We start from the raw sequence: 25,321 nt of genomic DNA, 5'->3' as shown, positions 1-25,321 counted from the left end.
GTGACTGACATCGTGGGATTGCTGTTGCCGTTTTTCGGCCTCATCTTGATCGGCTACGGCGCTGCGCGCATCACGAAACAGCCGGTCGAGGCGATGGGCTGGCTGAACACCTTCATCATCTACGCGGCGCTGCCGGCGCTGTTTTTCAAGCTGGTGTCGAAAACGCCGGTGGAAGAACTGGCGCGGATGGATTTCGTTGCCGCCAGCCTCGTCTGTACCTATGGCATTTTCTTGCTTGTGTTCCTGATCGGTCGTTTTGTCCGGAAAAATAGCCTCGCTGAAACGACGATCCAGAGTTTCGCGGCAAGTTACGGCAATATCGGCTATATGGGCCCGGGCATTGCGCTTCTGGCGCTCGGCGAAAAGGCGGCGGTGCCTGTGGCGCTCATCGTCTGCCTCGAAAACGCCGCGCATTTCATTGTCGCGCCGGCGATGATGGCCGTTGCAGGCGGCGACAAGCGTTCCCCGGCGAAGCTTGCGCTGGATGTGGCCCGCAAGGTCATCACCCATCCCTTCATCGTATCCGTCATCGCCGGTTTCCTGGCCGCTTCGCTGTCATGGCAACCGCCGGAGGCGGTGCAGCGGCTGGTGGATTATCTGGCGCAATCAGCCGCACCCTGTGCGCTGTTTGCAATGGGCGTGACGCTGGCACTTCGGCCGATGAAGCGGGTGCCGGTGGAGATCAGCTACATCGTGCCGGCAAAACTCATCCTGCATCCGCTCGCCGTTTATCTCGTGCTGTCGTCGCTCGGGCGATTCGAGCCAGTGTGGATCTATTCCGCCGTGCTGCTGGCTGCTTTGCCGACCGCGACGAATGTCTTCGTCATCGGCCAGCAATATCATGTGTGGCAGGAGCGGGCGTCGGCGACGATCCTGATTTCGACGGTGCTGTCGGTTCTCACGCTGACGGGCGTGGTTTATTTCATCCAGCCTTTTTGAAGCTGCCGAACAGCAGTGAGGGCAGGGCCTTCAGGCCCCGGCCGGGTTCGATGCCTTCGCGCATGACAATGCTTCGGAGCGTACCAATGCCGGAAAGTACGTGCAGGCCGGCTGCGCGCGCCATCTGGATGGGCAGGAAATCCGAAAGCAGCGAGCGGTTCAGGAGATCGACGCTCAGTGTGCGGCTATAGACATCCGCCCGCCGCCTGCGGTCGAAGCTGCTGCCGGCATCGGCAGCAATGGGGCGGTCGGAAACGGCGCTCAGCAATTCCGTAAGTGAGATGATGTCGCGCAGGCTGAGGTTCAGTCCCTGTGCGCCGATGGGCGGAAAACCATGTGCCGCCTCGCCGATCAGGGCGACACGGCCCTTGCCGAAGCGATGGGCGGTCATGGAAGAGAGCGGCCATGCCTGGACGCTATCCTCGACGGTAAGGGCGCCCAGCATGGACTGCATGCGTTCCTCGACCCGAAGGCTCAGCGCTTCCAGTGGCAGGGCAGTCAGTTCTTCCGCCTGTTGCGGGGTGACGACCCAGACGAGGCTGGAGCGGTTGCCGAAAAGGGGAACCTGCGTGAAAGGGCCGGTGGGCGTGTGGAATTCCGTCGAAACATTTCCATGCTGTCGGCTGTGGCCGAAGTTCAAAACGACGGCGGTCTGCGGATAGGACCAGGATTTCACGCCGATGCCGGCTGCATCCCGGACCATCGACTTCCTGCCATCTGCCCCGATGAGGAAATCGGCAGAGAGCGTTTCGCCGTCCGCAAGCGTCACCGTCACGCGGTCGTTGCCGATATCGATCGTCTCGGCGAAGGTGTCGAGGCGGGTAATATTGTGTTCCTGCTCCACCGCTTCGCTGAGAACACCGAGCAAGGCCTCGTTGGGGATGTTCCAGCCAAATGCATCCAGGCCGATTTCGGAGGAACGGAACTGCACTGTCGGTGCTCGCAACAGACGGTCGGTTCCGTCTATGATCTGCATGGTGGAAAGGCGGGCGGCCGAAGGCGCGATGCGTGACCACAGGCCGAGACGGTCCAGGAAGCGGATAGACTGGTCCATCAGCGCCGTGGTGCGCCGGTCCTTCCTGTCGGTGGAAGGTGCTACGAGCGCCACGTGGCGACCCGCCCGTGCCAGTGCGATGGCCGCGATCTGACCCGCAAGTCCTGCACCTGTTATGGCGATATCGAAGTGTCTCATTGTCCTGATCCGTTGTTATTTCCAGAGCATCATAAAGGCTTTGCATCGGCAAATCCACTTCCGGCCGGGAACATCCGGTTGTGAAGATTCATTGGGTCTGCCGCCACATTAGTCTTAGGATAAGCCGACTGAGCCGGTTGCAAAGCGTGGTGAATGGCCGCATACCGGAATAAGCAGGGCGGATGAAAAGCGGGGCGCAGACGTTGACCATGAAAATTTTCAACTACAAGCGTGTTCCCTATGCGGAAATCCGCGCCTTTTCCGTTCATATTCTAACGGCGTCCGGTTCCTTTCTGGCCTTCCTTGGCGTCGTCGCTGCTTCCGAACACCGTTTTGTCGATATGTTCTGGTGGCTTGGTCTTGCGCTGCTGGTGGATGGGATAGACGGCCCTATCGCCCGGAAGGTGCGGGTCAAGGAAGTGCTGCCAAACTGGTCGGGCGATACGCTCGACAACATCATCGATTACGTGACCTATGTGCTTCTGCCTGCCTTCGCGCTCTATCAGAGCGGCATGATTGGAGAGCCATGGTCCTTTGTGGCGGCGGGCATGATCGTGGTGTCCAGTGCTATCTACTATGCCGACATGGGGATGAAGACGGACGAATATTTCTTCTCGGGCTTCCCCGTGGTGTGGAACATGGTGATCTTCACGCTCTTCGTGATGGATGCCAGCGCCACCACCGCCATGACAGTCGTGACTGTTTCGGTGTTCCTGACATTTCTGCCGATCAATTTCCTGCATCCCGTGCGGGTGAAGCGGCTGCGGTCCCTTAATCTTCTTGTCGTGGCCATGTGGTGCGCCCTTGGTGGTTACGCGCTGCTGATGCATTTCCAGACGCCGACATGGGCGGTGGTGGGGTTCGTGGCTAGCGGCATCTACCTGTATTGCATCGGAGGAATTTTACAGTTTTTCCCAACGCTCGGCGCGAAATGATGAAGAGGTAAAGCCGTTTATTGCTTGTGCAAATTGCATTTAAGCAGCTTCTTTTTCAGTTGTGCGCAGCAGCAAAACCGTTATCAATAAGTTCTGATCACGTATCATTGCATACTTTTTGGTGCGGGATTGGGAACAATGACCGCGACCGTCTGAAACGCCTCGAAGAAGGCATGGACGGTTGGTGAGAGAGGGAACTCGTGACTGGAACTTTGGCGCCGGAGGCCGTGCCTCTCCTGTCCGTTCGCAAGCTGACCAAGCTGTTCGGCAATTTCGCCGCCTGCAACGGTATCGATCTCGATATTGCGCCGGGTGAAATCCATGCGCTCCTGGGTGAAAACGGCGCGGGTAAATCCACGCTCGTCAAGATGCTGTTCGGCGTTCTCGCACCGACCGAGGGCGAAATCATCTGGCAGGGTGAGCCGGTTTCGGTGGGTTCGCCAAGCGAAGCCCGCAGGCTCGGCATCGGCATGGTCTTCCAGCATTTTTCGCTGTTCGAGGCGCTGACGGTTGCCGAGAACATTGCCCTGTCGCTCGATCCGAAAATTTCATTGAAGGAAATCGCCAGGGAAGCGGAGACCCTGTCGCGCGCCTATGGCCTGCCGCTCGACCCCAATGCGCATGTGGCCGATCTTTCGGTCGGCGAGCGCCAGCGCATCGAAATTGTCCGTGCTCTGCTGCAGAACCCGCGCCTTATCATTCTTGACGAACCGACCTCGGTTCTGACGCCGCAGGAGGCCGACAAGCTTTTCGAGACGCTGGAGAAGCTGAAGGCCGAAGGCCGTTCCGTGCTTTATATCAGCCATCGTCTCGAAGAGGTTCAACGCATCTGCGACCGCGCCACGGTTCTGCGCCATGGCAAGGTGACCGGTGCCTGCGATCCGCGCCGGGAGACACCGGCATCGCTGGCGCGCATGATGGTGGGCAGCGATGTCGCCAGTGTGTTGCGCGCGACGGGCGAAGCGCTGGGTGCGCCGCAGATCGAAGTCATGGGGCTTTCGGTTGCGCCGCGCACGCCGTTCGCCGTGGCATTGAAATCGATTTCGATGACCGTGCGCGTCGGGGAGGTGCTGGCGATCGCCGGGGTCGCGGGAAACGGGCAGGGTGAGCTGTTCGACGCGCTTTCGGGGGAATACCCGGTTTATAATAACGATGCGATCCATCTCCGCGGCAAGCCGGTCGGCCGGATCGGCATCAACGGTCGCCGGCTGATGGGGGCGGGTTTCGTACCGGAAGAGCGCCATGGCCACGCCGCCGTTCCCGGAATGAGCCTCTCCGACAATCTGTTGCTCGCGCGGGCCCGCTCCGATCGCAAGGCGTTCCTGACCGGCGGTTTCCTGCGTATTGTCAGGGGGTCGGCCATCAGGGCAGCGGCGCGGCGCATATCTGAAACCATGGATGTGCGCAAAAGCGGGGCCGATCCGCTGGCAGGCTCGCTCTCAGGCGGCAATCTGCAGAAGTTCATCGTGGGACGCGAGCTCGACCGCCAGCCGGCCGTGCTTGTCGTCAACCAGCCGACGTGGGGCGTGGATGCGGGTGCTGCAAGCCGCATCCGTCAGGCACTTGTCGATCTTGCCAAGGCGGGCTCGGCGGTCATCGTCATCAGTCAGGATCTGGATGAAATCTTTGAAGTCGCCACCAATATCGCGGTCATCTCCGACGGCAGGCTTTCCGAGGCCCATCCGGTGGAGGAAATGACGCTCGAAAAGATCGGCCTGTTGATGGGCGGCATTCACACGACACATTCGGGAGCCGCCCAGCATGCGCATTGAGCTTGAAAAACGCGCAGGGGTTTCCCGGCTTTTTACATTTCTTTCGCCGCTTCTGGCGCTGGTGCTGACCCTACTGGTCGGTGCTGTCATGTTCGCCATGCTCGGGAAGAACCCGGCCCATGCGCTTTATGCCTTCTTCGTGGAACCATTGCTCGAAGTCTGGTCCCTGCACGAGCTGGCGATCAAGGCCGCGCCGCTGATCCTGATCGGTGTCGGCCTGTCGATCTGTTATCGCTCCAATAACTGGAACATCGGAGCGGAAGGGCAATTCACCATCGGTGCGATTACCGGCTCCATACTGCCGGTTCTTTATCCGGACTGGCATTCGCCGCTGCTTCTGCCGCTCATGCTGGTGATGGGAGCTCTCGGCGGGGCGCTCTATGCGGGTATTCCCGCTCTCCTGAAGACGAAGTTCAATACCAACGAAATCCTCGTCAGCCTGATGCTGGTCTACGTTGCACAGCTTTTCCTCGACTGGCTGACGCGCGGAATCTGGCGTGATCCGGGCGGTTATAATTTCCCGCAGACCAAGCCGTTCAACGATAGCGCCGTGTTGCCGGAGATGCTGGCATCGGGCCGGGCGCACTGGGGCTTCGTTTTCGCCATCGTCGCGGCGGTCGCGCTGTGGTTCATGATGCGCTACATGCTGAAGGGCTTCGAAGTCACCGTGCTTGGCCAGTCGGCCCGGGCAGGGCGATTTGCCGGTTTCTCGTCGAGCCGCATGGTGTGGTTTTCGCTGCTGCTATCGGGCGCGCTGGCCGGTCTTGCGGGCATTTCGGAAGCCTCCGGCTCCATCGGCCACCTCCAGCCCAGCATTTCGCCGGGCTATGGTTTTACAGCCATCATCGTCGCGTTTCTCGGCCGTCTTAACCCGCTCGGCATTATCCTGTCGGGGCTGGTGCTGGCGCTGACCTATCTCGGCGGCGAGGCGGCGCAGCTTTCGATCGGTGTATCGGACAAGGTAACGCGTGTGTTCCAGGGTCTGATGCTGTTCTTCGTGCTCTCCTGCGATACCCTCATCTTCTATCGCATCAAGGTCGTTTTTGCCGGCAAGGCGCATCACAAGCAGGGAGCGGCATGATGGATATGCTTCAGGCCATTCTCCTCACCGTCATCACCGCCGCGACGCCGCTCGTCATAGCCGCCTCCGGCGAACTGGTGGTGGAGCGATCCGGTGTGCTCAATCTCGGCGTCGAAGGCATGATGATCATGGGTGCGGTCTGCGCTTTCGCGACCGCCCATATGACGGGCTCGCCCTATCTCGGCATTCTGGCCGGCATTGCTTCGGGTGCGGTTTTTTCGCTGCTGTTCGGTTTTCTGACATTGACGCTGGTCACCAATCAGGTGGCGACGGGTCTTGCGCTCACCATTCTGGGCCTCGGCGTATCCGGTATGCTGGGCGAAAGCTTCGTTGGCCTGCCAGGCGTCAAGCTGCAGCCGATCGTCTTTCCCGTTCTGTCGGACATACCCTTCATCGGCCCGCTGCTCTTCCGGCAGGATCTGATCTTCTACCTTTCCATAGGGCTGGTGGCCGGCATAGGCTGGTTCCTGTTCAAAAGCCGGGCGGGCCTGAAGATACGCGCCATCGGCGATAGTCATGCCTCGGCCCATGCGCTCGGGATCAACGTCATACGCACACGTTATCTGACTGTCATGTTCGGCGGTGCCTGTGCCGGTCTCGCTGGCGCGCAGCTTTCGCTGGTTTATACGCCGCAATGGGTGGAAAACATGTCGGCCGGGCGTGGCTGGATTGCGCTGGCACTTGTTGTCTTCGCGTCCTGGCGTCCATGGCGGGTGCTCGCTGGCGGTTATCTGTTCGGCGCCGTCACCATCGGGCAATTGCACGCGCAGGCCTTCGGCATCGGGGTGCCGTCGCAGCTTTTGTCGGCGCTACCTTACCTTGCAACTATTGTCGTGCTGGTCATCATCTCGCATAATCGCCGCACGACGTTGATCAATACACCGGCATCGCTGGGCAAGTCCTTCGTGCCGGACAGGTAAAGCATTCTCACGTCTCCAAACCAACAGGGGTAAAAATGAAAAAACTGGTCATCGCACTTGCCGCTTCCATCGCGGCGCTGGGAGGCGTTGTTTCCTCCGCTGAAGCCGCCGACGCCAAGAAGGTCTGCTTCATCTATGTCGGTAGCCGCACCGATGGCGGCTGGACGCAGGCGCATGATATCGGCCGCGAAGAGCTGCAGAAGCACTTCGGCGACAAGATCGAAACGCCGTTCCTCGAAAGCGTTCCGGAAGGCCCGGATGCTGAACGCGCCATCGAGCGCATGGCCCGCTCCGGCTGCGAACTGGTGTTCACCACCTCCTTCGGCTTCATGGATGCGACCGTGAAGGTTGCCCAGAAATTCCCTAAGGTGAAGTTCGAGCACGCAACCGGCTTCAAGACGGCCGAAAACGTCGCGACCTACAATTCGCGTTTCTATGAAGGCCGTTACATTCAGGGCCAGATCGCCGCGAAAATGTCGAAAAAGGGCGTTGCCGGTTACATCGCGTCCTTCCCGATCCCGGAAGTGGTGATGGGCATCGACGCCTTCGTTCTCGGCGCGCAGTCCGTTAATCCCGAATTCAAGGTCAAGGTCGTCTGGGCCAACACCTGGTTCGACCCCGGCAAGGAAGCCGATGCCGCGAAGGCGCTGATCGACCAGGGCGTCGATATCCTGACGCAGCACACCGACACGACGGCACCGATGCAGGTTGCAGCCGAGCGCGGCATCAAGGCATTCGGCCAGGCCTCCGACATGATCAAGGCCGGTCCTGAGACGCAGCTGACCGCGATCAAGGATACCTGGGGCGCTTATTACATCAAGCGCACGCAGGCTCTTCTCGATGGCACCTGGAAGTCGGAATCGGTCTGGGACGGCCTGAAGGACGGTATCCTGACCATGGCGCCCTACACCAACATGCCTGACGACGTGAAGAAGATGGCCGAGGACACCGAAGCCAAGATCAAGTCCGGCGAACTGCACCCCTTCACCGGCCCGGTGAAGAAGCAGGACGGCTCGGAATGGCTGAAGGCTGGTGAAAAGGCTGAGGATAAGGTCCTGCTCGGCCTCAACTTCTACGTTGCCGGCGTGGACGACAAGCTGCCGCAATAATCTGCGTTGTGGGACAGGGTGTCATCCTCGGCCTTGACCCGGATGATACTCGCCATGTCTATGGATCCTCGCCTGAAGGGCGAGGATGACGTGGGAAATTGCGTTCGCAAAGATCGGGGCTGTACATCGACGCATGTGCAGCCTTGCTTATTTTCATGGGTTTTATTGCGTAGATGAAGTTTGCCTTTGCTTTTCCGGCAACTTGATGTCTTTCACTATATTCTGACTGAAGATACACGTCTGGCGCGATTTTTAAAATCGCCAACCGAACGGAAGGACATGGCACTTGCAGCGCGGAATGCTCGATGCGGCGATCGGTCTACGAAAGCTGCGGACAAATCATGCACAGGTCGTTCACAAGCTCGGTCTCGACATCGTGTCCGGCAACTTCAGGACCGGCGACATCCTGCCAGGCGATGCGGAGCTGATGGAGCGGCTTAAAGTTTCGCGCACCGTGCTGCGCGAAGCGATGAAGACGCTGACGGCCAAGGGCATGATTTCCCCCAAGGCGCGGATTGGTACGCGGGTGACGGAGCGCGAAAGCTGGAACATGTTCGACAGCGAAGTGCTGCTATGGCACTTCGAGGCCGGCGTCAGCGATGAGTTCCTGCTGCATCTCTACGACATCCGCAAAGCCTTCGAACCCTATGGCGCCGGGCTTGCCGCCATCAGGGCAAAGGATGCGGATATCGCAAAGCTTGCCGCCTATGCCAATGAGATGGGCAATACTGCTTATTCGAAAGAAAAGCGCGCGCTCGCGGACATGAATTTCCATGTCCTCATCACCGAAATGTCGGGCAACCCGTTCATGCGCACCGTTGGTTCGCTGATAAAGGCGGCTCTGGCGGGCATTTTCCGGATGAGCAATCCGGACACCGATCCCAATGAAATTTCCGATGTTTCAGCTTCGCACCTGAAGCTCGTGGAAGCCTTTCGTCTGCATGACGAGGCCGCCGCGCGTCGCGAGATGGAAAGATTGATTGAGAACGGTCGCCAGCAGGTACTGGAATTCACTGCCCGCAACTCCCGGCGATAAATCAGACGGTGGGAGCAGGATGTGATCCCGCTCCAATCACGTTTGATGAAAACCGGTGCGGAAATTTGGTGCAGATTTGCATGGTTTCTTAAGCGGGCCGCCGTTATAGCAATCCGGAATGAAATTACCGATGCGCCCGTCCGTTTTGCCGGACGGCGCAAAGTCAAACATGTGCCGCTGTATCGGCTGCCAGGCAGTCGCCGACGGGGTGTTGGAGGTCTTATGGAGCGCAGCTCTCTAGCCGTTATTCTCGCAGCGGGCGACAGCACGCGCATGAAGTCGTCGAAATCCAAGGTGCTGCATCCGGTCGCCGGCCGTCCGATGATTGCGCATGTGGTCGAGGCGGTGGCTGGATCGGGCGTGGGCACGGTGGCGCTCGTCGTCGGACGTGACGCCGACAATGTTGCCACGGCAGCGAGCCTGCCGGGACTTCAGGTTGAGACTTTTCTTCAGAAGGAACGCAAAGGCACCGGCCATGCCGTGCTTGCCGCACGTGCGGCAATCGAACGCGGCTTCGACGATCTCATCATCGCTTATGGCGACGTGCCGCTCATTACCTCCGCCACGCTCGACCGGGCCCGCGAGGCCATTGCTTCCGGCGCCGATGTCGCGGTGATCGGTTTTCATACCGACCGGCCCACGGGTTATGGCCGGTTGCTGGTCGAGAATGGCGAGCTGGTGGCGATCCGCGAGGAAAAGGATGCGACCGACGAAGAGCGCAGGGTGACCTGGTGCAATAGTGGTCTGATGGCGATCAATGGCCGCAATGCCCTTGATCTGCTCGACCGGATCGGCAACGGCAATGTGAAGGGCGAATATTATCTGACGGACGTGGTCGAAATTGCCCGGTCGCTCGGCCGCCGCGCCGTCGCCATCGATGCACCGGAAACAGAACTGGTCGGCTGCAACAACCGCGCCGAACTGGCCTTTATCGAAAAACTCTGGCAGGAGCGCCGCCGCCATGAATTGATGGTCGACGGCGTATCGATGATCGCGCCTGAAACCGTCTTCCTCTCCTTTGATACGGTGATCGGTCAGGACGCGCTGATCGAGCCCAATGTCGTTTTTGGTCCCGGCGTGACGGTCGAACCGGGTGCCGTGATCCATGCCTTCTCACACCTCGAAGGCGCGCATGTCGCGGAAGGTGCCACTGTTGGTCCCTATGCCCGGCTGCGACCGGGGGCCAACCTGCACGCCAACTCCAAGGTGGGTAATTTCTGCGAGGTCAAGAAGGCCGAGATCGGCGAGGGGGCCAAGGTCAATCATCTCACCTATATCGGCGACGCCTTCGTTGGCGCGGGCAGCAATATCGGTGCCGGCACCATCACCTGCAATTATGACGGTTACAACAAGGCTGAGACGCGGATCGGCGCGAACAGCTTCGTTGGTTCCAATTCGTCGCTGGTTGCTCCCGTGACGATTGGCGAGGGGGCCTACATCGCCTCCGGCAGCGTCATCACCGATGACGTGCCCGATGATGCGCTGGCTTTTGGGCGTGCGCGCCAGGAGGTGAAGCCGGGCCGCGCAACCGTGGTGCGCGAGCGGGCGAAGGCGCTGAAGGAAGCGAAGAAAAAGTCGCCTTGAAGGACGTTACGAAGCGATACCGAAAGTGACCGGCGCCATAATTGCGGATTGCACGGGAAAGATTAGAAGTTTCGGCGAAAAGATCGCCGTCTGGAGATATATATGTGCGGAATTGTCGGAATTGTCGGAACTGAGCCCGTTGCGGAACGGCTTGTCGATGCACTGAAGCGTCTCGAATATCGTGGCTACGATTCAGCCGGCGTTGCAACGATCGACAATGGCGCGATGGATCGCCGCCGTGCCGAGGGCAAGCTCTTCAATCTTGAAAAGCTGGTGTCCGAAAAGCCGCTTCCGGGCGTGGTCGGCATCGCGCATACACGCTGGGCGACCCACGGCGTGCCGAATGAAACCAACGCTCACCCGCACTTCGTCGATGGCGTGGCCGTCGTCCATAACGGCATCATCGAAAACTTCGCCGAACTGTGCGAAGAACTGACCGCCGAGGGCGCGACCTTCACCACCCAGACCGACACCGAAGTGGTGGCGCAGCTTCTGGCGAAATACACCCGCGAGGGCCTTGGCCATCGCGAAGCGATGCTGAAGATGCTGAACCGCGTGACCGGTGCTTATGCGCTGGTGGTGATGTTCAAGGACGATCCCGGCACGCTGCTTTCGGCGCGTTCCGGCCCGCCGCTTGCCGTCGGTTATGGCCGCGGAGAAATGTTCCTGGGTTCCGACGCCATTGCGCTGTCGCCCTTCACCAACGAGATCACCTATCTGGTGGACGGCGACTGCGCCATCGTGACCCGGCAGGGCGCCGAGATCATCGATTTCTCCGGCAAGCCGGTGAAGCGCGAGCGGCAGATATCGCAGGCGACGGCCTATGTGGTCGACAAGGGCAACCATCGCCACTTCATGGAAAAGGAAATCTACGAGCAGCCGGAAGTCATTTCCCATGCGCTCAGCCATTATGTGGATTTCGCCTCCAAGACCGTGAAAGAGGCCGATAAGGCCATCGATTTCGCCAAGCTTTCCGGACTTGCGATCTCCGCCTGCGGCACGGCTTATCTTTCCGGCCTGATCGGCAAATACTGGTTCGAGCGTTATGCGCGCCTGCCGGTGGAGATCGATGTGGCCTCCGAGTTCCGCTATCGCGAAATGCCACTTCAGCCAACGCAGGCGGCGCTCTTCATCTCGCAATCGGGTGAGACAGCCGATACGCTGGCATCGCTGCGCTATTGCAAGGAAAGCGATCTCAAGATCGGCGCCATCGTCAATGTGCGGGAATCGACCATTGCCCGGGAATCGGACGCCATCTTCCCGATCCTTGCCGGACCGGAAATCGGCGTCGCTTCCACCAAGGCCTTCACCTGCCAGCTTGCGGTGCTTGCTTCGCTCGCCATCGCCGCCGGCAAGGCGCGCGGCACTCTGAAGCCCGGTCAGGAAAAGGAACTTGTGCAACATCTGATCGAGATGCCGCGCATCATGAGCCAGGTGCTCAACATCATACAGCCCCAGATAGAGGGCCTGTCGCGCGATCTGTCGCGCTTCAAGGACGTGCTTTATCTCGGCCGGGGCACCAGCTTCCCGCTGGCGCTGGAAGGCGCGCTGAAGCTCAAGGAAATTTCCTATATTCACGCCGAAGGTTATGCTGCCGGCGAGCTGAAGCACGGCCCCATCGCGCTGATCGACGAGAACATGCCCGTCATCGTGATTGCACCGCATGATCGTTTCTTCGAAAAGACCGTCTCCAACATGCAGGAGGTTGCCGCCCGCGGCGGCCGTATCATCTTCATCACGGATGAGAAGGGAGCTGCCGCTTCCAAGCTCGACACCATGGCGACGATCACGCTGCCGACCGTCGACGAACTGATCGCACCGATAGTCTTCTCGCTGCCCATTCAGCTGCTGGCCTATCACACCGCCGTTTTCATGGGTACGGATGTTGACCAGCCGCGCAACCTTGCAAAATCGGTCACGGTGGAATGATCATCCGGCCGGAGCGCCAGGGTGACGAAGAGGCGATTGCCCGCGTTACGGAAGAAGCCTTTCGTAACGTCGAGCATAGCGACAAGACCGAACATCTGATCGTGGCGCGGCTGCGGGAGGCCGGTGCGCTCACGGTTTCGCTCGTGGCCGAAGACAGCGAAGGGATCGTCGGCCATATCGGCTTTTCGCCCGTGACACTTTCAAGCGGCGACAGCGGCTGGTTTTGCCTTGCGCCTCTTTCGGTGACGCGGGAACGGCAGGGCGAGGGTATCGGCTCCCGGCTGGTGCGTGAAGGGCTTGCTGCGCTTGATCGGCTGAGCGCATCGGGATGTGTCGTTGCCGGCGATCCCGATTATTATGGACGCTTCGGTTTTCAAGCCGTCGAGGGCCTAAGCGCTATGGGGATTCCTGACGAATATTTCACAGTTCTTCGCTTGCATGGGGGAACGCCATCCGGCATTGTCAGTTTTCATCCGGGTTTCGATAGCGACAGCGCTTAACGCGAACGGTAAATGACCGACATTCCTCCCAAAATTTCCTTTGCGACACGGTTGCGCAACAGCTTCCTTACGGGCGTTCTGATCCTCGCACCCGTCACCATTACCATGTGGCTTGTGTGGAGCTTCCTGCAATGGGCGGATAGCTGGGTGAAGCCCTATATTCCCGCCCGTTACGATCCCGAGCAATATTTCGATGTGGCCATTCCCGGCTTCGGCCTGCTGATCGCTGTCATCGGCATCACCCTCATCGGCTTTCTCGGCAATAACCTGATCGGGAAATGGATTGTCGGCGTCGGTGAATCCATCCTCAACCGCATGCCGTTGGTGCGGCCGATCTATAAAAGCATCAAACAGCTTTTCGAATCCGTCCTGAAGGAGCACTCGAACTCCTTCAAGAAGGTTGGCCTGATCGAGTTCCCGTCGTCAGGCACATGGGCGATGGTGTTTGTGGCTTCCGAGGCAAAGGGCGAACTCGCCCATCGCTTCAACGAGATGGGCCAGCAGATGGTCGCCGTCTTCCTGCCGCCCACACCGGTGCCGACGGCGGGCTTCCTGCTGTTCGTGCCCAAGGACAAGATCGTGATGCTGGACATGACCCCGGAGGATGCGGCGAAGCTGCTGATCTCGGGTGGTCTTGTGGCGCCGGATTTCAAGCCGCCGAAGATGATCGCGCCGGTCTAATCTAGAGAACGCCCGGGATGTCCGTCTGCGAAAAGTCGTTACCGACATAAAGCAAACGGCAACCCTCTGTTTTCGCCAGCTCGTAGGCAAAGCAGTCGCCGAAATTTAGTCCGGCAGGATGAACGCCCTTGCCCCAAATGCGATAAGCTTCCGAAACGCCATGCGCCGATTTGGGGGTGACGGGTTTGATTTCGGCGCCCAGACCTTCGATCAGCATCTCTAGTTCTCGGCTACGGTCGCGCCGCTGCGCCACGATCATGGCCTCCGCAAGCGTCCCCGCTGAAATGAGCAGAGGTTCATCAGTTTCGAGCGCTGAGGCGCAGGCATCCGCTTTGGGTTCATCGAGCAGGATCGTCATCAGAGCCGACGTATCGATAACGATCATTTCGGAAGGCCGTGCTCGTCATAGAGAAAATCCTGACTATGCGCGGCATCCGGGCCATTATCGCCTTTGTTGGCGACAGTCGCGCGCACTTTTGCGAGCGCGGCGCTACGGGATGTTTTATCCGCCACGACGGTGACCGGAACCAGCCGCACGGCTGCGTGGCCATGACGGGTGAGAATGACCTCATCACCGGCTTCGGCGCGGCGCACCAGTTCGGTAAGCTGACTTTTTGCATCAGTCACGGATATCTGCACGGCTAACCTCGGGCGTTAAAGTTAGCGTTATATTAGTCCATTCAATGGACCATATCAATCCTCGTCGTCCAGATCATCCACGTCTGTTCCTGTGGTCGTGGCGTGGAACACCGGCACGAAGAGCCGCATATAGACCAGCCTCACGCTCCAGCCTTCTTCCAGCGCCCGGCTCCATGCCTTTTTGCGGCCGGGCTTCTTGAACGCCTTGCCAATCGCCTTCTTCTCGCTCTTCGCAAATGTCTCGGGCTGGAGGATATTCTGCGGCGAGCAGAGCGCGTAGCCCTTGCGGAAGGCGGGTGGCGGGCGGCGCGGGTCGATCATGTTCATGGGTGTTCTCTTTCAGCCGGCGTGCAGGAAACGAATCGCTTCGTCGCGGCGGTGCAGGTAGAGGAGGGTGCGTAGCGCATCGCCGCGTGGACCTATCAGTTCCGGGTCGCGCTCGATGACGTAGGCTGCGTCCTTGCGGGCAATTTCGAGAAGATCGGCGTGGGCCTCAAGGCTGGCGATGCGGAAGCCAGGCGTGCCTGATTGACGCGTGCCGAGCAATTCACCTTCGCCGCGCAGCTTCAAATCTTCCTCGGCGATCAGGAAGCCGTCCTCGCTGTCGCGCAGGATGGAGAGCCGTGCGCGGCCGTTTTCGCTGAGCGGGCCCTTGTAGAGCAGGATACAAGTGGAGGCCTCGTCGCCGCGTCCGACGCGGCCTCGCAGCTGGTGCAGCTGGGCGAGGCCGAAACGTTCGGCGTGTTCGATGACCATGATGGTGGCATCTGGCACATCGACGCCGACCTCGACCACCGTAGTTGCCACCAGCAGGCGGGTTTCGCCGTTCTTGAAGGCGAGCATGGCGGCGTCCTTCTCCGGGCCGCTCATACGCCCGTGAATGAGGCCGATGTTGGCGCCGAGCATCTGCGAGAGAACCGCGTGGCGCTCTTCTGCCGACATGAGGTCGGACTCCTCCGTCTCCTCCACCAGCGGGCAAATCCAGTAGGCTTTTTTGCCGTCCTTCAGCGCTGCGCGCAGCCGCTCAACAATATCGCCGATGCGTTCGGTGGGGATCGTGACGGTCTGGATGGGTTTGCGGCCCGCCGGTTTTTCGGTGAGCTTGGAGACATCCATGTCCCCGAAGGCGGCCAGTACCAGCGTGCGTGGAATGGGCGTTGCGGTCATGACCAGCATATGTGGCGTGATGCCCTTGGCGGTGAGGCGCAGGCGCTGGTGCACGCCGAAACGATGCTGTTCGTCCACCACGGCGAGCACAAGGTTCTTATAGGTGACGCTGTCCTGGAACAGCGCATGGGTGCCGATGACGATCTGCGCTTCGCCCGAGGCGACGCGATCCTCTATCTCGCGGCGTTCCTTGCCCTTGGTACGTCCGGTCAGCACTTCCACCGTGAGGCCCACGGCCTGCGCGAGTTTGGAAATGGTGGCGTAATGCTGACGGGCAAGGATTTCGGTGGGCGCCATCAGCACCGCCTGTCCGCCGGCTTCCACCGCCGTCGCCATGGCCATCAGCGCCACCAGCGTCTTGCCCGCACCGACATCGCCCTGCAGCAGCCGCAACATGCGGTCTTCGCCAGCCATGTCGGTCAGGATATCCTTGACGGCGGCGCTCTGGGTTGCCGTCAGCGAGAAGGGCAGTTGCGACAGGATCTTTGCGGCGATATCGCCTTTGGCGCGGATTGGCTGGCCCGCCACCTTGCGCAGCCGCTGGCGCACCAGCGCCAGTGAGAGCTGCCCGGCGAGGAATTCGTCATAGGCAAGCCGTCTGCGCGCCGGCGCCTGAGGATCGATATCGGCGCTGTCGCGCGGATCGTGCAATTCGCGGAAGCTTGATGCCACGTCACCGAAGCCCTGCCGGGTCTTGAGCGTCTCATCGATCCATTCCGGGAAAACCGGCAGCTTCGAGAGCCCGCCTTCGATCGCCTTGCGCAACACCTTGGCGGAAAGGCCGGCGGTCATGGGATAAACCGCTTCCACAAGGGGCAGATTTTCCGCCTCGGAAAGCTTCACCATGAAATCCGGATGCACCATGGAGGCGCGGCCGTTGAACCAGTCCACCTTGCCGCTGACGAGAACCTCTTCATCGACGGGCAGGGCCTTTGACAGCCAGTCGCCCTTGGCGCGAAAGAAGGTCAGCGCCAGTTCGCCGGTTTCATCGTGCAGGAAGACGCGATAGGGCGCGTTGCGGTTACCCGGCGGTGGCGGCTGATGGCGGTCGACACGTCCCTGAATGGTGACAATGGCGCCGGGTGCTGCAAGCGCGATGCCGGGACGGTTGCGGCGGTCGATGACGTTGGAGGGCGCATGGAACAATAGGTCGATAACGCGCGTATCGTCCGCATTCTCCCGTCCCAGAAGTTTTGCCAGGAGATCGGCAAGCTTCGGCCCCACGCCGGCAAGCGTGGAGACGGAGGCAAACAGCGGATCGAGAATGGCCGGGCGCATGGGCAGCAAAATCGGGGAAGGGGACGGCTTATGCAAGACTTCGCAGGTCACAAAGCCGGGTTATCACCGGCAGATTTTCGTGGCCGTGGTATTATTTCGATAAAAACCGGTTCCCAAGCGTTCGCCTCCTGTTCTATAGGAGGTCGCGATCAACGTGCTGTTGAATGGTCAACCGAAAGGTGAATGCGATGACTGGACTGGTGCGCACGAGTGCCGACCTCGATCCGAGACGCCGGCGGATACTTTACCGCTGCTGGCACCGCGGCATTCGCGAGATGGACCTCGTTCTCGGGCAATTCGCGGAAGACAATATCGCGCTGCTTTCCGATGACCAGCTCGATGAGCTTGAAGTCATCATGGCGGAAGAGGATAACGACCTCGTCAAGATGGTGACGGGGGCGCTTGCCATTCCTGAAAAATTCCAGACCCCGCTGTTTGAAAAGATCGCCTCCTACCGTCCCGATTTCGATCTCGTCACCGCAGACAATGTGAAAGCCTGAAACCATGATAGCCGGATTCGATGCAAAGCTGGTGTCGTCGGCCGATACGCCGCTGAGCATCGGAAACGTGCCCGCAGGCATGGAGGCGCTGCTGCTTGCCGAGATGGCGCGCGCAGGCACCTCGGTTGCCTATGTGATGTCGGATGGCCAGCGCATCGCCGATCTCGAACAAATTCTCGGCTTTGTTGCGCCCGATATTCCGGTCATGACGCTGCCGGCCTGGGACTGCCTTCCCTATGACCGCGTGTCACCAAGCGCCGACACGTCGGCGCGTCGCCTGGCTGCGCTTGCCGGTCTCATCAGCCACGCGAAGAAACCGCATCCGGCCATCGTGCTGGTCACCGTCAACGCGATGCTGCAGAAGATGGCCCCGCGCGACATCATCGAAAGCCTTGGTTTCTCTGCCAGACCCGGTAACCAGATCCGCATGGAGGATATTGCCGCGCGGCTGGAGCGCAACGGTTTCGACCGGGTTGCGACGGTGCGTGAGGTGGGCGAGTTCGCCGTGCGCGGCGGTATTCTCGATGTTTTCGTGCCGGGCACCGAGGAGCCTGTGCGGCTCGATTTCTTCGGCGATACGCTGGAAAGCATCCGTACCTTCGATCCCGCCAGCCAGCGGACCATCGGCCAGGCGCGCTCGCTCGATCTGAACCCCATGAGCGAAGTGACGCTGACGCCCGATACGATCAGCCGGTTTCGCAAGAATTATCTCTCGCTGTTCGGTGCGGCGACGCGCGACGATGCGCTTTATCAGGCCGTTTCCGAGGGCCGCCGTTATGCCGGCATGGAGCACTGGCTGCCGCTGTTTTACGAGAAGCTGGAGACAGCCTTCGATTATCTGAAGGGTTTCCGCATCGTCACCGATCACACGGCACGCGAGGCGGCCAAGGAGCGCTCCAAGCTGGTGCTCGATTATTACGAGGCGCGGCGTGCTTCCGGCGAGACGAAGGGATCGACGCAGGGTGCGCCCTACAAGCCCGTGTCTCCCGGTCAGCTTTATCTCAACGGCAAGGATTTCGATACGGCCCTTTCTGCCGTCAATGCGGTGCGTCTGACGCCCTTCAATGAGCAGGATAGCGAGGGAAGACCCGTCGCCACGCTGGACGCGCATGTCGGCCCGCGCTGGGCGCGGCAGCCAACCGAAGGCGAAAGCGAAGAGCGGGTCAATGTCTTTGCCCTGGCTGTGAAGCACATAGCCGAGCGCCGCGCCAAGGGCTGGAAGGTGCTGATAACAGGCTGGTCGGAAGGCTCGCTCGACCGGTTGCTGCAGGTGCTGAACGAACACGGGCTTGAGAAGATCAAGCCGGTTACCTCGCTAAAAGAGGTGGAGAAGCTTGGCAAAGGCGAGGCGGCCTCGGCGGTTCTTAGCCTTGAAGCCGGTTTCGAAACCGGGAATCTTGCCGTTATCGGCGAGCAGGACATTCTCGGCGACCGCATGGTGCGGCGTTCCAAGCGTCGCAAGCGCGGTGCGGATTTCATTTCGGAAGTGGCTGGTCTGGACGAGGGCTCGCTCGTCGTTCATGCCGAACACGGCATTGGTCGTTTTGTCGGCCTGCAGACCATCGAGGCGGCGGGCGCACCGCGCGCCTGTCTCGAACTGCACTATGCCGATGACGCCAAGCTGTTTCTGCCGGTTGAAAACATCGATCTCCTCTCGCGGTACGGCTCGGACGCGGCGGAGGCAACGCTCGACAAGCTCGGCGGCGGCGCATGGCAGATGCGCAAGGCCAAGCTCAAGAAGCGCCTGCTCGACATGGCCGATGAGCTTATCCGCATCGCAGCGGCGCGTCTCGTGCGCCATGCGCCGGAACTCATTGCGCCGGACGGGCTCTATGATGAGTTTGCTGCCCGTTTCCCCTACGACGAAACCGAGGACCAGCTGAACGCCATCGAGGCGGTGCGGGAGGATCTCGCGGCCGGCCGGCCGATGGACCGTCTCATCTGCGGCGACGTCGGTTTCGGCAAGACCGAAGTGGCGCTGCGCGCCGCCTTCCTTGCCGCCATGAATGGCGTGCAGGTGGCTGTCGTGGTGCCGACCACGCTGCTCGCCCGCCAGCATTTCCGGACTTTCTCGGAGCGTTTCCGCGGGTTGCCCATCCGCGTGCAGCAGGCTTCCCGTCTCGTCGGCTCCAAGGAACTGGCGCTGACCAAGAAGGAAGTTGCCGATGGCAAGACCGATATCGTCGTCGGCACGCATGCGCTGCTTGGTGCGGGCATCAGCTTTGCCAATCTCGGCCTGCTCATCATCGATGAAGAGCAGCATTTCGGCGTCAAGCACAAGGAGCGGCTGAAGGAGCTGAAAAGCGATGTGCATGTGCTGACGCTTTCTGCGACGCCAATTCCACGTACGCTGCAGCTGGCGATGACCGGTGTTCGCGAACTGTCGCTCATCACCACGCCGCCTGTCGACCGCATGGCGGTGCGCACTTTCATTTCGCCGTTTGACCCGCTCGTCATTCGCGAGACGCTGATGCGCGAGCATTACCGCGGCGGCCAGAGTTTTTACGTTTGCCCGCGGCTTGCCGATCTCGCTGATATCCACGCCTTCCTGCAATCGGATGTGCCGGAACTGAAGGTGGCGGTGGCGCATGGGCAGATGGCGGCGGGCGAGCTGGAAGACATCATGAACGCCTTCTACGACGGCAAATATGATGTTCTGCTGTCGACCACCATCGTCGAATCCGGCCTTGACGTTCCAACCGCCAATACGCTGATCGTGCATCGCGCCGATATGTTCGGTCTTGCCCAGCTTTACCAGCTGCGTGGCCGTGTAGGCCGCTCCAAGGTGCGCGCCTTCGCGCTCTTCACCCTGCCGGTCAACAAGGTGCTGACCACGACTGCCGAGCGCCGGCTGAAGGTGCTGCAATCGCTCGATACGCTCGGCGCCGGCTTCCAGCTAGCAAGTCACGATCTTGATATTCGTGGTGCGGGCAATCTGCTCGGGGAAGAGCAGTCCGGCCATATCAAGGAAGTCGGTTTCGAGCTTTATCAGCAGATGCTGGAAGAGGCTGTCGCCGAAGTGAAGGGTGACGAGCAGGTGCAGGATAGCGGCTGGTCGCCGCAGATTTCGGTCGGCACATCCGTCATGATCCCGGAAGATTACGTTCCCGATCTGCATCTTCGCATGGGCCTTTACCGCCGGCTTGGCGAGCTTGCCGATATCAGCGAGATCGACGGTTTCGGCGCTGAAATGATCGACCGTTTCGGCCCGCTGCCGAAAGAAGTGCAGCATCTTCTCAAGATCGTCTACATCAAGTCGCTCTGCCGCATTGCCAATGTCGAGAAGCTGGATGCCGGGCCGAAGGGCGTTGTCGTTCAATTCCGCAACAAGGAATTCCCGAACCCGGCGGCGCTTGTCGGTTACATTGGCAAGCAGGGATCGATGGCGAAGATCCGTCCCGATCACAGCCTGTTCCTCAACCGCGATCTGCCGACGCCGGAAAAGCGGCTGACGGGTGCGGCGATGATCATGACGCAGCTGGCGGAGCTGGCTCGGTCCTGATGCGGCGTTGATAGTTTGAGAGTTTTTTGAAGCTGGGTGGGGCTTTACCCCCCTCTGCCCTGCCGGGCATCTCCCCCACAGGTGGGGAGATCGATATGCGGCAAGGTTTTGCCAATATCAACGTTAGAGAATGAAGTGGCGACAGTGCGTCTTGCCGATCTCCCTCCTTGTGGGGGAGATGCCCGGCAGGGCAGAGGGGGGTAAACCACACCCATCTTTGGCTCATTATCCATTAGCCAATCCCTCGAAAACTCCACTCACTGCCTTCAGCGAAAATTACCGCAATGTAACGAAACGGACATCTACCGGTACTCTTCGCGGGCGTAATCTTTCCCTCATACCCGGTGCGGCGGATGAGTGGATGCCGCCGCGTGATGAAGGAGCAGGACGATGTGGACCAATATCAACAGGTTTGCCACCGCTGGTCTGGTTGCTTTGACAATTGCGGGCACCACAATTGCCACCACCAGTCAGGCGGAAGCGCGCAATAATTTCGGCCGCGGCCTTGCGGCCGGCATTGCCGGCACGATCATTGGCGGAGCGCTGATTGCGGGTGCAAGACACCCGGGCTATGCCTACGGCCCCGCCTATTACGCGCCTGCTTATGGTCCGCCCGTCTATGCTGCGCCGGCTTATGGCCCGCCGGTCGTTTATGAACCCGTCTATCCCCGCTGCCATGTAGCCTGGAGGCAGAACGCCTGGGGCGACATGTATCGGGTCAGGGTTTGCGATTGATTGAACGCCGGACCGGCGGTGCCTGAAGCGCCGCCGGTTTTTTCGCTCTCTGGGGCTAGTGACTGTCTTCCGGCGTAATACCGACAGCCACGTTCTGGTCTGTCGCGGCGATGGAGGCGGGCAATGGCACCTTTCTCTGTTTCTCGCGGAGCAATGTCAGCAGGCCGGATCCGACGATGAGGGCAATGCCGATCAACATCCAGCCGTCGATACGATCGCCAAAAATCAGATAACCGAACAGAATGGCCCAGAGCATCTGGCTATATTGCGTCGGGCCGATCATGGCGGCGGGCGCATATTGGGCGGCGTACATGACCAGAATGTTGCCAAGCGCGCCGAGCAGGCCGTATCCTGCCAGCAGCAGCCATTGTTCGCCACCCGGCATGACGAAGCTCGGCACCATGGCAACGCCGCTGATGACGAGACAGCCCAGCACGCCCGCACCGTAAAGCGAAACATTCTTTTCCGATGGGCCCATGGCGCGGAAGATCACGATGCTGAGCGCGCCGCTGAAGCCGGCGATGATGGCGCCCAGATGGCCTATGCCCAGTTCACGGAATCCGGGCCGCAGGATGATGAGCACACCCAGAAAACCGATGATGACGGCCGACCAGCGGCGAATGCCCACCTGTTCCTTGAGAAACATCACCGACATGATGGTGACGAAGGACGGAAGCAGGAAGATCAGCGCGAAAGCTTCCGCCATGGAAAGATGGGTAAAGGCAGTCACGCTGCCGACAGCGCCGGTGCCGGCCGAAAAAAAGCGGATGATCCAGAGCGGCCGGTTGGTTGTTTTCACCACATCCAGCCAGCTGTCATTGCGTTTGCGGATGAAGGGCAGGGCGACGAGGCCGAACAGGGCTCCGAAGAAGGCCGATTCGATCGGCGAAATCTGGCCTTCAATGAGTTTAACGCTGGCATCGCTCCAGGCATAGGCAGCGAAGGCTGCAAAGGCGAGCAGAATGCCTTTCAGGGTCTGGTCGGACACGGAAACACCGGCAAAATGGAGTTGTTGAAAACCGCCGGTGATTTGACCGTCAGTTCATCGATCTATGCTCGTCCGCCTTGATTTTTGCAATATCCCGCAATGCAGCAATCAGGACATCGGGTGTTTGTGCACCGCTTATGGCGTATTTCTGGTCGATGATGAAAAAGGGCACGCCGGCGACACCCATCTGCTGGGCGGCATCGATTTCAGCGACGACCGTATCCTTGTCCGCGTCCGAAGCCAGCAGCCGCTCGACGACTTTCGCATCCATGCCGGCCTTTGCGGCAACGTCGATCAGCACGGTGTGATCACCGATATTGCGGCCTTCCTCGAAATTGGCCTTGAACAGGCCGGTCACGACGCGTTCCTGGACGTCGCGGCCTTCGGAATGGGCCCAGAGCGACAGGCGATGGGCATCGAGCGTGTTCGGCCCGATCTTGATCGCGTCGAAATCGTAGGTAATGCCGACTTCCCTGCCGAGCTGAACCAACGTGGCATGGGCCTGTTCCAGACGCTCCTTGCCGAGCTTTTCCTCGAGAGCGGCTTTCTGGTCGACTCCTTCCGGCGGATAGTCCGGGTTGAGGCGGTAGGGACGCCAGTTCACGTCGACGCTGATTTCATCCTGCACCTCGGCAATGGCGAGATCGAGCCGGGCCTTGCCGAGATAACACCACGGGCAGACCATGTCCGATACGACGTCAACAACGATGCGTTCCATGGCTGATGTTCCTTATATGATAGACATGACGGTGGCAGGTTATTGCGCCCGCGCGTCCCACCAGGTCTGTTTCTGATTGCCCTGTATTGGAGTGATATCCGGGCGGTCGATATATTTCCAGCGGGCGACCCATTGGGCGCCGATATAATAGAGCGGAATGATATAATGTCCGGCCACAAGCAGGCGGTCATAAGCGCGCACGGCCGCCTGGAAATCTTCCGTCGAGCGGGCCTGCAACAGCGCCTCTATCATCCGGTCTATATCGGGATTGGCAACACCTGCATAGTTGAAGCTGCCCTGCGCATCACGCGAGAGTGAGTTCCAGCGGTTCAGCTGCTCCATGCCGGGCGAAAGCGACGAGGGCAGGGAGCGGATGATCATGTCGTAATCGAAGCTGTTCGAGCGCGACTGGTATTGCCCGTCATCAACCGAGCGAATGCCCATGGCGACGCCGATCAGGTTCAGCGAACGCTGATAGGCCAGCGCGATACGCTCCTGCGCCGGGTTCTGCGTCATGATTTCGAAAGCGAGCTGGCGGCCATTGGCATCGGACATCCTGCCGTTCTTGATGCTGTAGCCAGCCTCTTTCAGCTTGTCGACGGCCATTTTCAGAACCTTGCGGTCGGCGCCCGTGCCGTCCGTGGTCGGCAGCGCATAGGTGCCGGCCAGAAGCTCCGGCGGCATGGACTTTGCCGCGTCACCGAGCAGCGCCAGCTCGCGCGCGTCGGCGGCGTTGCCATAGGCGCCGAGCGGCGAGTTCTGCCAGTAGCTCTGCGTCCGCTTGAAGGAGCCGCCGAGGATGTTTTTGTTCATCCACTCGAAATCGAAGGCATAGGTAAGGCCTTCGCGTACCTTTTCGTCAGCGAAGACGGCACGGCGGGTGTTGAAGACGAGACCGAACATGCCGGTCGGCAGGCGCGGCTGGAATACGTCCTTGACGATATCGCCGCGATGCACGGCGGGGAAATTATAGGCCTGCCCCCAGTGAGAGGTATCGGAGGTGCCATTGATGGCATCGCCTTCCGGGTAGATGTCGATATCGCCCTTCTTGAAGGCCTCGAACATGGTCGTGACCTGGAGGAAATAGGTGATGCTGATCTCGTCGTAATTATCGAAACCGACTTTGCCGTGAATGTCCTTGCCCCAGTAGTCGGGGTTTCTCTCCCAGATGATTCGTTCACCCGGGCGCAGCGTCTTGATTCGGTAAGGGCCGGAGCCGACAACCGCACCGAGGCCCGCCTGCTCGAATTTTTCCGGATCGGTCGCGTGTTTCGGCAGGATCGGCGTTGAAGAGGCGAGGATGAGAGGCGTTTCGCGATTCGCCTTTTCGTTGAAGGTGAAGCGCACGCTGCGTTCGCCGGTCTTCTCCATCTTGGCTACGCCGTCGAGACGGCTGTTGAATGGCGGGCGGCCCTTTTCCTTCAGGAGATTGAAGGTGAAGATCACGTCATCAGGCGTTACCGGCTCGCCATCCGACCATTTCGCCTTGGGGTTGATGTTGAACTGAACGAAGCTGCGCTCGTCGTCCCACTCCACGGTTTCGGCGAGCAGCCCGTAGAGGCTGAAGGGCTCGTCGCTGGAGCGAGACATCAGCGGCTCGTAAAGAAGATTGCCGAATTCCGGATCCCAAACACCACGGGCGGTGGTGCGCATTCCCTTAAGAACGAAGGGGTTCAGGCTGTCGAAGGTGCCGACCACGCCATAAGAAATGCGGCCGCCTTTCTTCACGTCAGGATTGACATAAGGAAGGTGTGAAAAATCTGCGGGAAGCGCTGGCGTGCCATGCATCGAGATGGCGTGCAGCGGTTGCGCTACCGCACTCCCGCCGGGAAGCAGGGATGATCCCAAAAGAAACAATGCGGGGATGAGGGCCGCAAGGTTGCGCATGTCACTGTCCTGTCTCAACTGTCCGTCCGATGTGCGTCAGGACCGTTTATCGTCATGATTCTGGCAGATATGTAGCACACGGACATTGCATGACCCATGCAAGCGCGGGAAATCTTGGCTCCGCTCAAGAAAAAGTTAAAGAAGTGCTGGATATCGCCGCGAACGGCATGTAACAGGGGGACCGGAAGAGACGGGTCACGCATTTGCCTCATTTAAACGACAGTTGAAC

Annotated in this window: 22 protein-coding genes; 14 read left to right on the top strand and 8 right to left on the bottom strand. The window is 60.0% G+C overall.

From position 1 onward, the window contains the following. Complete coding sequence (locus HQN82_RS06860; RefSeq protein ID WP_035210762.1) at positions 1-939, top strand: AEC family transporter; 939 nt, start codon at positions 1-3, stop codon at positions 937-939. Here the strand turns inward: HQN82_RS06860 and HQN82_RS06855 are convergent. Beyond that, positions 923-2,131 (bottom strand): UbiH/UbiF family hydroxylase, encoded by a 1,209-nt coding sequence (locus HQN82_RS06855; RefSeq protein WP_112766364.1) that lies wholly within the window; start codon positions 2,129-2,131, stop codon positions 923-925. The two genes, HQN82_RS06860 and HQN82_RS06855, sit on opposite strands and share 17 nt — an antisense overlap. A 209-nt stretch (positions 2,132-2,340) precedes the next feature. Between HQN82_RS06855 and pcsA the strand changes: the two genes are divergently transcribed. The 10 genes from pcsA (at position 2,341) to HQN82_RS06805 (ending at position 13,678) form a co-directional block, all read left to right on the top strand. Then, positions 2,341-3,066 carry a phosphatidylcholine synthase gene (gene pcsA, locus HQN82_RS06850; RefSeq protein WP_112766383.1) on the top strand — a complete coding sequence of 242 codons (726 nt, stop codon included), beginning with the start codon at positions 2,341-2,343 and terminating at the stop codon, positions 3,064-3,066. Between the two features lie 212 nt (positions 3,067-3,278). Further along, positions 3,279-4,838 carry an ABC transporter ATP-binding protein gene (locus HQN82_RS06845; RefSeq protein WP_173615005.1) on the top strand — a complete coding sequence of 520 codons (1,560 nt, stop codon included), beginning with the start codon at positions 3,279-3,281 and terminating at the stop codon, positions 4,836-4,838. Then, entirely contained in the window at positions 4,828-5,919 is a 1,092-nt protein-coding gene (locus HQN82_RS06840) for an ABC transporter permease (protein WP_112766365.1), read from the top strand. Before HQN82_RS06845 ends, HQN82_RS06840 begins: the two co-directional genes overlap by 11 nt. Next, a complete protein-coding gene (locus HQN82_RS06835; protein ID WP_004442337.1) occupies positions 5,919-6,839 on the top strand; it encodes an ABC transporter permease in 921 nt (306 codons plus the stop codon). Before HQN82_RS06840 ends, HQN82_RS06835 begins: the two co-directional genes overlap by 1 nt. Positions 6,840-6,874: 35 nt before the next feature. Next, positions 6,875-7,948, top strand: coding sequence for a BMP family ABC transporter substrate-binding protein (locus tag HQN82_RS06830; protein WP_004442334.1), 1,074 nt, complete (start codon positions 6,875-6,877; stop codon positions 7,946-7,948). 298 nt (positions 7,949-8,246) lie between these two features. Beyond that, a complete protein-coding gene (locus tag HQN82_RS06825) occupies positions 8,247-8,984 on the top strand; it encodes a FadR/GntR family transcriptional regulator (RefSeq protein ID WP_006698813.1) in 738 nt (245 codons plus the stop codon). A 222-nt stretch (positions 8,985-9,206) separates the two neighbouring features. Further along, entirely contained in the window at positions 9,207-10,568 is a 1,362-nt protein-coding gene (glmU, locus tag HQN82_RS06820; protein WP_173614695.1) for a bifunctional UDP-N-acetylglucosamine diphosphorylase/glucosamine-1-phosphate N-acetyltransferase GlmU, read from the top strand. Positions 10,569-10,670: 102 nt separating this feature from the next. Then, positions 10,671-12,497 carry a glutamine--fructose-6-phosphate transaminase (isomerizing) gene (gene glmS, locus HQN82_RS06815; protein ID WP_173614694.1) on the top strand — a complete coding sequence of 609 codons (1,827 nt, stop codon included), beginning with the start codon at positions 10,671-10,673 and terminating at the stop codon, positions 12,495-12,497. Next, complete coding sequence (locus HQN82_RS06810) at positions 12,494-12,997, top strand: GNAT family N-acetyltransferase (protein WP_112766368.1); 504 nt, start codon at positions 12,494-12,496, stop codon at positions 12,995-12,997. Before glmS ends, HQN82_RS06810 begins: the two co-directional genes overlap by 4 nt. A gap of 12 nt (positions 12,998-13,009) precedes the next feature. Next, on the top strand, positions 13,010-13,678 hold the full coding sequence (locus HQN82_RS06805) for a DUF502 domain-containing protein (protein WP_004442327.1): 669 nt from the start codon (positions 13,010-13,012) through the stop codon (positions 13,676-13,678). Between the two features lies 1 nt (position 13,679). Here HQN82_RS06805 and HQN82_RS06800 read toward each other — a convergent pair whose 3' ends face one another. The 4 genes from HQN82_RS06800 to recG are packed head-to-tail and all read right to left on the bottom strand — an operon-like array spanning position 13,680 to position 16,762. Further along, the gene (locus HQN82_RS06800; protein ID WP_035210753.1) at positions 13,680-14,063 is read right to left on the bottom strand and encodes a type II toxin-antitoxin system VapC family toxin; all 384 of its coding nucleotides are present in this window, start codon (positions 14,061-14,063) and stop codon (positions 13,680-13,682) included. After that, positions 14,060-14,317, bottom strand: a complete 258-nt coding sequence (locus tag HQN82_RS06795) for a type II toxin-antitoxin system Phd/YefM family antitoxin (RefSeq protein ID WP_004442323.1) — start codon at positions 14,315-14,317, stop codon at positions 14,060-14,062. Before HQN82_RS06795 ends, HQN82_RS06800 begins: the two co-directional genes overlap by 4 nt. Positions 14,318-14,371: 54 nt before the next feature. Then, entirely contained in the window at positions 14,372-14,644 is a 273-nt protein-coding gene (locus HQN82_RS06790) for a hypothetical protein (protein WP_004442322.1), read from the bottom strand. A 12-nt stretch (positions 14,645-14,656) separates the two neighbouring features. Continuing rightward, positions 14,657-16,762, bottom strand: coding sequence for an ATP-dependent DNA helicase RecG (recG, locus tag HQN82_RS06785; protein WP_173614693.1), 2,106 nt, complete (start codon positions 16,760-16,762; stop codon positions 14,657-14,659). Positions 16,763-16,950: 188 nt separating this feature from the next. Here recG and HQN82_RS06780 point away from each other — a divergent pair, with 188 nt between their 5' ends. The 3 genes from HQN82_RS06780 to HQN82_RS06770 all read left to right on the top strand — a co-directional run bounded on the left by HQN82_RS06780 (position 16,951) and on the right by HQN82_RS06770 (position 21,499). Beyond that, a complete protein-coding gene (locus tag HQN82_RS06780) occupies positions 16,951-17,262 on the top strand; it encodes an FAD assembly factor SdhE (RefSeq protein WP_004442318.1) in 312 nt (103 codons plus the stop codon). A gap of 4 nt (positions 17,263-17,266) precedes the next feature. Then, the gene (mfd, locus tag HQN82_RS06775; RefSeq protein WP_037092505.1) at positions 17,267-20,764 is read left to right on the top strand and encodes a transcription-repair coupling factor; all 3,498 of its coding nucleotides are present in this window, start codon (positions 17,267-17,269) and stop codon (positions 20,762-20,764) included. Between the two features lie 390 nt (positions 20,765-21,154). Beyond that, positions 21,155-21,499 carry a hypothetical protein gene (locus HQN82_RS06770; RefSeq protein WP_004442315.1) on the top strand — a complete coding sequence of 115 codons (345 nt, stop codon included), beginning with the start codon at positions 21,155-21,157 and terminating at the stop codon, positions 21,497-21,499. Between the two features lie 55 nt (positions 21,500-21,554). On the opposite strand, the gene HQN82_RS06765 is transcribed toward HQN82_RS06770, so the two are convergent. The 3 genes from HQN82_RS06765 to HQN82_RS06755 are packed head-to-tail and all read right to left on the bottom strand — an operon-like array spanning position 21,555 to position 25,092. Next, entirely contained in the window at positions 21,555-22,487 is a 933-nt protein-coding gene (locus tag HQN82_RS06765; protein WP_004442314.1) for a DMT family transporter, read from the bottom strand. A 49-nt stretch (positions 22,488-22,536) separates the two neighbouring features. Further along, positions 22,537-23,205: a DsbA family oxidoreductase gene (locus tag HQN82_RS06760; RefSeq protein ID WP_022556308.1), complete on the bottom strand. Its 669-nt coding sequence runs from the start codon at positions 23,203-23,205 to the stop codon at positions 22,537-22,539. Between the two features lie 39 nt (positions 23,206-23,244). Further along, positions 23,245-25,092, bottom strand: a complete 1,848-nt coding sequence (locus HQN82_RS06755; protein WP_173614692.1) for an extracellular solute-binding protein — start codon at positions 25,090-25,092, stop codon at positions 23,245-23,247. Between the last annotated feature and the right edge of the window lie 229 nt (positions 25,093-25,321).

Origin of the sequence: Agrobacterium pusense (assembly GCF_013285525.1) — a bacterium.
In the GTDB taxonomy this organism is placed as follows: Bacteria; Pseudomonadota; Alphaproteobacteria; order Rhizobiales; family Rhizobiaceae; genus Agrobacterium; species Agrobacterium pusense.
The sequence above is the reverse complement of the archived record's forward strand: the minus strand, read 5'-3'. Positions and strand labels throughout refer to the sequence as shown.